Origin of the sequence: Pseudomonas sp. Sample_9, assembly GCF_004307535.1 — a bacterium.
GTDB classification, from domain to species: domain Bacteria; phylum Pseudomonadota; class Gammaproteobacteria; order Pseudomonadales; family Pseudomonadaceae; genus Aquipseudomonas; species Aquipseudomonas mercuritolerans.
In genome coordinates, this window is the sequence record NZ_RAZO01000144.1 from 1 (window position 1) to 8,219 (window position 8,219).

At 62.5% G+C, this 8,219-nt stretch carries 7 protein-coding genes; 6 read left to right on the plus strand and 1 reads right to left on the minus strand.

Annotated features, from left to right (window positions below):
* Positions 1 to 311 (minus strand): lysozyme inhibitor LprI family protein (locus tag D6877_RS07255; protein ID WP_130910339.1); only part of this gene is annotated, 311 nt, incomplete at its 3' end.
* A 231-nt stretch (positions 312 to 542) separates the two neighbouring features.
* Between D6877_RS07255 and D6877_RS07260 the strand changes: the two genes are divergently transcribed.
* The 6 genes from D6877_RS07260 to D6877_RS07285 all read left to right on the plus strand — a co-directional run.
* Complete coding sequence (locus tag D6877_RS07260) at positions 543 to 1,520, plus strand: dipeptidase (RefSeq protein ID WP_024014597.1); 978 nt, start codon at positions 543 to 545, stop codon at positions 1,518 to 1,520.
* Positions 1,521 to 1,625: 105 nt separating this feature from the next.
* Complete coding sequence (locus tag D6877_RS07265) at positions 1,626 to 2,156, plus strand: 4-vinyl reductase (RefSeq protein ID WP_039757633.1); 531 nt, start codon at positions 1,626 to 1,628, stop codon at positions 2,154 to 2,156.
* Positions 2,157 to 2,171: 15 nt separating this feature from the next.
* Entirely contained in the window at positions 2,172 to 4,232 is a 2,061-nt protein-coding gene (dgcA, locus tag D6877_RS07270; RefSeq protein ID WP_122699693.1) for a dimethylglycine demethylation protein DgcA, read from the plus strand.
* Positions 4,233 to 4,345: 113 nt separating this feature from the next.
* Positions 4,346 to 6,295, plus strand: a complete 1,950-nt coding sequence (gene dgcB, locus D6877_RS07275; RefSeq protein WP_130910336.1) for a dimethylglycine demethylation protein DgcB — start codon at positions 4,346 to 4,348, stop codon at positions 6,293 to 6,295.
* Positions 6,295 to 7,515, plus strand: a complete 1,221-nt coding sequence (locus D6877_RS07280; protein WP_130910337.1) for an electron transfer flavoprotein subunit alpha/FixB family protein — start codon at positions 6,295 to 6,297, stop codon at positions 7,513 to 7,515. Before dgcB ends, D6877_RS07280 begins: the two co-directional genes overlap by 1 nt.
* 9 nt (positions 7,516 to 7,524) lie before the next feature.
* Positions 7,525 to 8,219: electron transfer flavoprotein subunit beta (locus tag D6877_RS07285; RefSeq protein ID WP_130910338.1), on the plus strand; the 695-nt coding region annotated here is incomplete at its 3' end.

Consider the following 8,219-nt stretch of genomic DNA (forward strand, 5'->3'; position numbering starts at 1 on the left):
CCCGCCGTGGCCGGGAACGCTTCCACCGCGCAATCCGCATCCCGCGTCTTCAACCACTGCTGCTGGGCGGTTTTCAGTTTGGCGGTGATGTCGGCCAGTTGCGTCGGGTTCTTGCCGTAGGCGGTCTGCATGCGTTCGTTGAGGCTGGCGTAGTTGTCTTTGAGCAAGTCTTCGGCGGTGCTGCGGCTGTAGGCGGAGCATTCCAAGGTCTGGATGTCGTTTTCCACCGCGTCGCACGGGTTGTTCTCGGATTCTTCGGCGGCGTGGGCGCCGGTCGCAATCAGTGCCAGGGCGAGGAAGATCGATTTCATTGGGGTCGCTCTAATCCGTTGGTAGGTGCAGGCTGCGGCAGATTCTGGCGTAAGCGCGCGGGCTTGAACAGCCAGCCGAGGAGGGTGGCCGACGACCCTTTGTCGCGGATTGACGCTTTCGGCAATTCCCCTGTCGTTTTTGCACCCGGTCGCCCCGGCACCGAGGCATATGCTGGCCCCAAAGCGCCGGCAGACGATTCGGCGCATGAATCGCCAATAAGGGGACGCCTGATGAGCCCAGCCGAATTACACGCCGACAGCATCGTTATCGACGGTCTGATCATTGCCAAATGGAACCGCGAGCTGTTCGAAGACATGCGCAAGGGCGGTCTGACGGCGGCCAACTGCACTGTGTCGGTGTGGGAAGGCTTTCAGGCGACCGTGAACAACATTGCTGCCAGCCAGAAACTGATCCGCGAAAACAGCGACCTGGTGATGCCGGTGCGCACCACCGCCGACATCCGTCGGGCCAAGGAGCAGGGCAAGACCGGCATCCTCTTCGGCTTCCAGAACGCCCACGCTTTCGAAGACCAGATCGGTTATGTCGAGGTGTTCAAGCAGCTCGGCGTCGGTATCGTGCAGATGTGCTACAACACCCAGAATCTGGTCGGCACCGGTTGCTACGAGCGTGACGGCGGCCTGTCGGGTTTCGGTCGCGAGATTGTTGCCGAGATGAACCGCGTCGGCGTCATGTGCGACCTGTCCCACGTCGGTTCCAAGACTTCCGAAGAAGTCATCCTCGAATCGAAAAAACCGGTCTGCTACTCGCATTGCCTGCCGTCGGGTCTCAAAGAGCACCCGCGCAACAAGTCCGATGCAGAGCTTAAGTTCATTGCCGACCACGGCGGTTTCGTCGGCGTGACCATGTTCGCGCCGTTCCTCGCCAAGGGCATCGATTCGACCATCGACGATTACGCCGAAGCGATCGAATACACCATGAACATTGTTGGCGAAGACGCCATCGGCATCGGCACCGATTTCACTCAGGGTCACGGCCAGGACTTTTTCGAATACCTGACCCACGACAAGGGCTACGCCCGCCGTCTGACCAGTTTCGGCAAGATCATCAACCCGCTGGGCATCCGTACCGTCGGCGAATTCCCCAACCTGACCGAAACCCTGCTCAAGCGCGGCCATTCCGAGCGCGTGGTGCGCAAGATCATGGGCGAGAACTGGGTAAGCGTTCTTAAGAACGTCTGGGGCGAATAACGCTTTCTCAAGACCGCCGCCGATCTGCCCCCTCTCCTGCGGGAGAGGGCTGGGGTGAGGGCCGCGGCCAACACTGAACCATCATTTTTCTGGAGTTAAGTTTCCATGGCCAAGATCGCCCCGCAATTGCCTATCGAAGTCGACAGCGAGACCGGTGTCTGGACCTCCGACGCCCTGCCAATGCTGTATGTGCCGCGTCACTTTTTCGTCAACAACCACATGGGCATCGAGGAAGTGCTCGGCGCTGAAGCCTATGCCGAGATCCTCTACAAGGCCGGCTACAAATCCGCCTGGCACTGGTGTGAAAAGGAAGCCGAATGCCACGGCCTGGAGGGCGTCGCGGTGTTCGAACACTACATGAAGCGCCTGTCGCAGCGCGGCTGGGGTCTGTTCAAGATCCAGGACATCGACCTCGACAAAGGCACCGCCAGCGTCAAGCTCGAGCACTCGGCATTCGTCTATGTCTACGGCAAGGTCGGGCGCAAGGTCGATTACATGTTCACCGGCTGGTTCGCCGGCGCCATGGACCAGATTCTCGAAGCCCGTGGCAGCAAGATCCGTACTGTCGCCGAACAAGTCTACGGAGGCTCCGAAGAGGGCCACGATGACGGCTTGTTCATCGTCAAGCCGTTGTAAGCCGAGGACCGTGCCATGGCTTTCGAAGCAATGTTCCAGCCGATCCAGATCGGCAAACTGACCATCCGCAACCGCGTGCTCAGCACCGCGCACGCCGAGGTCTACGCGACTGACGGTGGCATGACCACCGACCGCTACGTCAAATACTACGAAGAGAAAGCCAAGGGCGGTATCGGCCTGGCCATCTGCGGCGGTTCGTCCGTGGTGGCGATCGACAGCCCACAGGAATGGTGGAGTTCGGTCAATCTGTCCACCGACCGGATCATTCCGCACTTCCAGAATCTGGCCGACGCCATGCACAAGCATGGCGCCAAGATCATGATCCAGATTACCCACATGGGCCGGCGCTCGCGCTGGGACGGTTTCAACTGGCCGACCTTGATGTCGCCCTCGGGCATCCGTGAACCGGTGCACCGCGCCACTTGCAAAACCATCGAGCCGGAAGAGATCTGGCGAGTGATCGGCAACTACGCCCAGGCTGCGCGCCGGGCCAAGGCTGGTGGCCTCGATGGCGTCGAACTGTCGGCCGTGCACCAGCACATGATCGACCAGTTCTGGAGCCCGCGCGTCAACAAGCGTACCGATGAATGGGGCGGCACCTTCGAAGGGCGGATGAAGTTCGGCCTGGAAGTGCTGAAAGCCGTGCGCGCCGAGGTCGGTGACGACTTCTGCGTGGGCATGCGCCTGTGCGGTGACGAGTTCCACCCGGACGGCTTGTCCCACGAGGACATGAAGCAGATCGCCAAGTATTACGACGACACCGGCATGCTCGATTTCATCGGCGTGGTCGGCTCGGGTTGCGATACCCACAACACCCTGGCCAACGTTATTCCGAACATGAGTTATCCACCGGAGCCGTTCCTGCACCTGGCTGCCGGGATCAAGGAAGTGGTCAAGGTGCCGGTGTTGCACGCGCAGAACATCAAGGACCCGAACCAGGCCACGCGCATCCTTGAGGGCGGTTACGTCGACATGGTCGGCATGACCCGCGCGCACATCGCTGACCCGCACCTGATCGCCAAGATCAAGATGGGCCAGATCGACCAGATCAAGCAGTGCGTCGGCGCCAACTATTGCATCGACCGTCAGTATCAGGGTCTGGACGTGCTGTGCATCCAGAACGCCGCGACCTCCCGTGAATACATGGGCGTGCCGCACATCATCGAGAAATCCACCGGGCCGAAACGCAAGGTGGTGATCGTCGGTGCCGGCCCGGCCGGGATGGAAGCCGCGCGCGTGGCTGCCGAGCGTGGCCACGACGTCACGCTGTTCGAGAAGAAAGAATTCATCGGCGGGCAGATCACCACCGCATCGAAAGCACCGCAGCGTGACCAGATCGCCGGCATCACCCGCTGGTTCCAGCTGGAACTGGCGCGGCTGAAAGTCGATCTGCGCCTGGGCACGGCGGCGGATGCCGACACCATCATGGACCTGCGTCCGGACGTGGTGGTGCTGGCGGTTGGCGGTCATCCGTACCTTGAGCAGAACGAACACTGGGGCGCGGCCGAAGGGCTGGTGGTCAGCAGCTGGGACGTGCTCGACGGCAAGGTTGCGCCGGGCAAGAACGTGCTGGTCTACGACACCATTTGCGAGTTCACCGGCATGTCGGTCGCCGACTTCCTCGCCGACAAGGGCAGCCAGGTCGAGATCGTCACCGACGACATCAAGCCGGGCGTGGCCATCGGCGGCACGTCGTTCCCGACCTACTACCGCAGCATGTACCCGAAAGAAGTGATCATGACCGGCGACATGATGTTGGAGAAGGTCTACCGCGAAGGCGACAAGCTCATCGCAGTGCTGGAGAACGAATACACCGGCGCGAAAGAGGAACGGGTGGTCGATCAGGTGGTCGTCGAAAACGGCGTGCGCCCGGACGAGGAAATCTACTACGCCCTCAAGGACGGCTCGCGCAACAAGGGCCAGATCGACGTCGAAGCGCTGTTCGCGATCCAGCCGCAACCTTCGCTGAGCGAGGCGGGCGACGGCTACTTGTTGTTCCGCATCGGCGACTGCGTGGCGCAGCGTAATACCCACGCCGCCATTTACGACGCACTTCGGCTCTGTAAGGATTTTTGACGGCTCAGCTGCAAGCCACAAGCTGCAAGCTGCAAGTAAAAGCACAGCCGATCCATGCTGCTCTTTCTTGCCGCTTGTAGCTTGCAGCTTGCCGCTCGCCAGAGGTGACTCTGATGTTGAACACCCTTCTTCCAATCCTGTTGTTCGCAGCCCTGGGCCTTGCGGTCCTCGGCGCGTTGCGGCGGATGAACATGTGGCGCCGGGGGCGGGCGGCGAAGGTCGATCTGCTCGGCGGTCTGCTGGCCATGCCCAAGCGCTACATGGTCGACCTGCACCACGTCGTCGCGCGGGACAAATACATTGCCAACACCCACGTCGCCACGGCGGGCGGTGCGGTGGCGTCGATTGTGCTGGCCATTCTGGTGCACGGTTTCGGCCTGCATAACCGCATCCTCGGCTACGCCTTGCTGCTGATGTCGGCGGTGATGTTTGTCGGCGCGATCTTCATGTATCTGCGCCGGGTCAATCCGCCTGCGCGTCTGTCGAAAGGCCCGTGGATGCGCCTGCCGAAAAGCCTGCTGGCCTTCTCCGCGTCGTTTTTCCTGGTGACCCTTCCGGTCGCCGGGATCCTGCCGGAAAACTTCGGCGGCTGGCTGCTCGCCGCCATTCTCGGTGTTGGCGTGCTGTGGGGCGTGTCGGAACTGTTCTTCGGCATGACCTGGGGCGGGCCGATGAAGCACGCCTTTGCCGGTGCTCTGCACCTGGCCTGGCACCGTCGCCCGGAACGTTTCGGCGGCGGGCGCTCGACCGGTTTGAAACCGCTGGACCTGAACAATCCCGATGCGCCGCTGGGGGTGGAAAAACCCAAGGATTTCACCTGGAACCAGTTGCTCGGTTTCGACGCCTGCGTGCAGTGCGGCAAGTGCGAAGCAGCGTGCCCGGCCTTCGCCGCCGGCCAGCCGCTGAACCCGAAAAAACTGATTCAGGACATGGTCGTCGGCCTCGCCGGCGGCACTGACGCCAAGTTCGCCGGCAGCCCGTATCCAGGCAAACCGATCGGCGAGCATGGCGGCAATCCGCATCAACCGATCGTCAACGGTCTGGTCGACGCCGAAACCCTGTGGTCGTGCACCACCTGCCGTGCCTGCGTCGAGGAGTGCCCGATGATGATCGAGCACGTCGATGCGATCGTCGACATGCGCCGGCATCTGACCCTGGAAAAAGGTGCGACGCCGAACAAGGGTGCCGAAGTTCTCGAGAACCTTATTGCAACCGACAACCCTGGCGGTTTCGCCCCGGGCGGGCGGATGAACTGGGCGGCGGATCTGAACCTCAATCTGCTCAGTGAGAAGAAATCCACCGACGTGCTGTTCTGGGTCGGCGACGGCGCCTTCGACATGCGCAACCAGCGCACCCTGCGCGCGTTCGTCAAAGTGCTGAAAGCGGCCAACATCGACTTCGCCGTGCTCGGCCTTGAAGAACGTGACAGCGGCGATGTGGCGCGGCGTCTCGGCGACGAAGCGACGTTCCAGTTGCTGGCCAAACGCAACATCCAGACGTTGGCCAAATACAGCTTCAACCGCATCGTCACCTGCGATCCGCACAGTTTCCATGTGCTGAAAAACGAGTACGGCGCCTTCGACGGCAACTATCTGGTGCAGCACCACAGCACCTACATGGCCGAGATCATTCAGGCCGGCGCGCTCAACCTCGGTCAGCACAAAGGCAACAGCGTGACTTATCACGATCCATGCTACCTGGGCCGCTACAACGGCGAGTACGAAGCGCCGCGCGAAGTGCTGCGTGCCCTCGGCATTGAAGTCAAAGAGATGCAGCGTTCTGGCTTCCGCTCGCGCTGCTGCGGCGGTGGCGGCGGCGCGCCGATCACTGACATTCCGGGCAAGCAGCGCATCCCCGACATGCGCATGGAAGACATCCGCGAAACCGGCGCCGAACTGGTGGCGGTGGGTTGTCCACAGTGCACGGCGATGCTCGAAGGCGTGGTCGAACCGCGTCCGCTGATCAAGGACATCGCCGAACTGGTCGCCGACGCGTTGCTTGAGGACGCCGCGCCAAGCAAGCCTGCTACGCCGGCCAAACGTGAACCTGCGGAGGTGCACTGATGAGCGACATTATCCGCCGCGACCCGCGCGCCGAATGGATTGCCCGTAACCGTTTGCACCCGCTGCACGCGGCGATGCAACCGGCGCAGCACAGCTGGATGGGGCCCAATGGCGTCATCCGCAAGAATCTGCACGGCATGGGTTTTATCGGCCCCAACGGCATCAAACGGATCGACCGCAGCGGCGCGCAGCAGGGTGGGACGGTCAAACGCTCGGCTGCTGTTGAAGTGCAGTTGCCGCTGCATCAGGTATCGGCTCCGGCGTTCTACATCAGCGTGGTGCCGGATATGGTCGGCGGTCGCCTGAGCAGCCACGACCGCGATCTGCTCGGCCTCGCTCACCAACTGGCCGGCACCGATGGTGCAGTGCTCGCCGTGGTGTTCGGCGAGCACAAGGAAAGCGCTTTCGAAACTGCTGGCGTCGATCGCCTGCTGGTGCTTGAAGGCGAGGAATTCAGCGGTTATGCACCGGAACAACGGGTGCAGGGTTTGCGCGCTGTGGATAACCAATTCAACCCGCGTCACTGGTTGCTGCCGGACAGCCGCAGCGGTGGCGGCGAACTCGGCCGGCGCTTTGCTGCAGCCTTGGGCGAGCGCCCGGCCACGCGGGTCTGGCAGGTCAAGGATCAAGAATGCATCGGCCGCGCCGGGGCCGGATTGCAAGACCTGGCGCGTCCAGTGGCGCGGTTGATTCTCGCCGCTGCCGAATGCGCAGAACCGGTCAGCGAAACCCGTCACGAAGCGTTGCCAGTGGAGTTATCCACAAGCGTTGCGCGCAGCTTGTCGCGAATCGAAGATCTTGGTGCCGTGGCGGTGGATCCGGCAGCGATTCCGATGGCCGAAGCGGAATTCATTTTCTCCGGCGGCAACGGGGTCAAGGATTGGCAGCTGTTTCACGAAACAGCGGCGGCCCTCGGCGCCACCGAAGGCGCTTCGCGGGTTGCGGTGGACGATGGCTTCATGGCCCGGGATCGCCAGGTTGGCGCGTCCGGCACCTGGGTCACTGCGCGGGTCTATGTGGCTGTGGGTATCTCTGGCGCGATTCAGCACCTGCAAGGCATTGGCGCTTGCGACAAGGTTGTAGCGATCAACCTCGATCCGGGGTGCGACATGATCAAGCGTGCCGACCTCTCGGTAATCGGCGAAAGCGCAGAGATTCTGCAAGCGTTGATCGAAGCGGTCGCGACTTACCGCAACGAAGCCAAGCGCGATGCGGCTTAAGGAAACCCTATGAACACGAACGTTATCAGTCTGGTCTCGATTGGCGCTCACCCGACCTCAGGTCGGCCACGGCGCGCCGATCAGGATGCGCGCGCGGTGGAACTGGGCCTGCAACTGGCTGGGGATAACCTGCAAGTGCTGCACGCCGGTGATGTTGCCGAACCGGCCCTGCGTGCCTATCTGGGCATGGGCCTGGAACAGCTGCATGTGCTGGAACAACCCGCTGGCGCCGATGCCTTGCCGGCGCTGACCGCATACCTGCGCGATGCCGGGGCGCAAGTAGTGCTGACCGGCAGTCAGGCGGAAACCGGCGAAGGTTCGGGGATGTTGCCGTTCCTGCTGGCGGAAGGTCTGGGCTGGCCGCTGGTAGTGGGTCTGGCGCAGGTCGAATCGATCAATGACGGGTCGGCGCTGGTCCTGCAAGCGTTGCCGCGCGGCCAGCGACGCCGCTTGAAGGTGAAGCTGCCGTTTCTGGCCACTGTGGATAACGCCGCACCGAAGCCTCGGCAGAGCGCGTACGGCCCGGCACGACGGGGCGAATTGGCCGCCGATGACGTTGAAGTAGTGGAGGACGAATTGTTGGCCGTCGCCACGCTGCAACTGGCCAAGCCACGACCCAAGCGCTTGAAGGTGATCAAGGCCAAGAGCGGCGCCGACCGGATGAAGGCGGCGACGGCCAAGGCCAGTGGCGGCGGGGGGCAGGT

Excerpts from the sequence above, each read along its gene's own strand:
- D6877_RS07260 (WP_024014597.1), top strand. The coding sequence starts at position 543 with ATGAGCCCAGCCGAATTACACGCCGACAGCATCGTTATCGACGGTCTG.
- D6877_RS07265 (WP_039757633.1), top strand. The coding sequence starts at position 1,626 with ATGGCCAAGATCGCCCCGCAATTGCCTATCGAAGTCGACAGCGAGACC.
- dgcA (WP_122699693.1), top strand. The coding sequence starts at position 2,172 with ATGGCTTTCGAAGCAATGTTCCAGCCGATCCAGATCGGCAAACTGACC.
- dgcB (WP_130910336.1), top strand. The coding sequence starts at position 4,346 with ATGTTGAACACCCTTCTTCCAATCCTGTTGTTCGCAGCCCTGGGCCTT.
- D6877_RS07280 (WP_130910337.1), top strand. The coding sequence starts at position 6,295 with ATGAGCGACATTATCCGCCGCGACCCGCGCGCCGAATGGATTGCCCGT.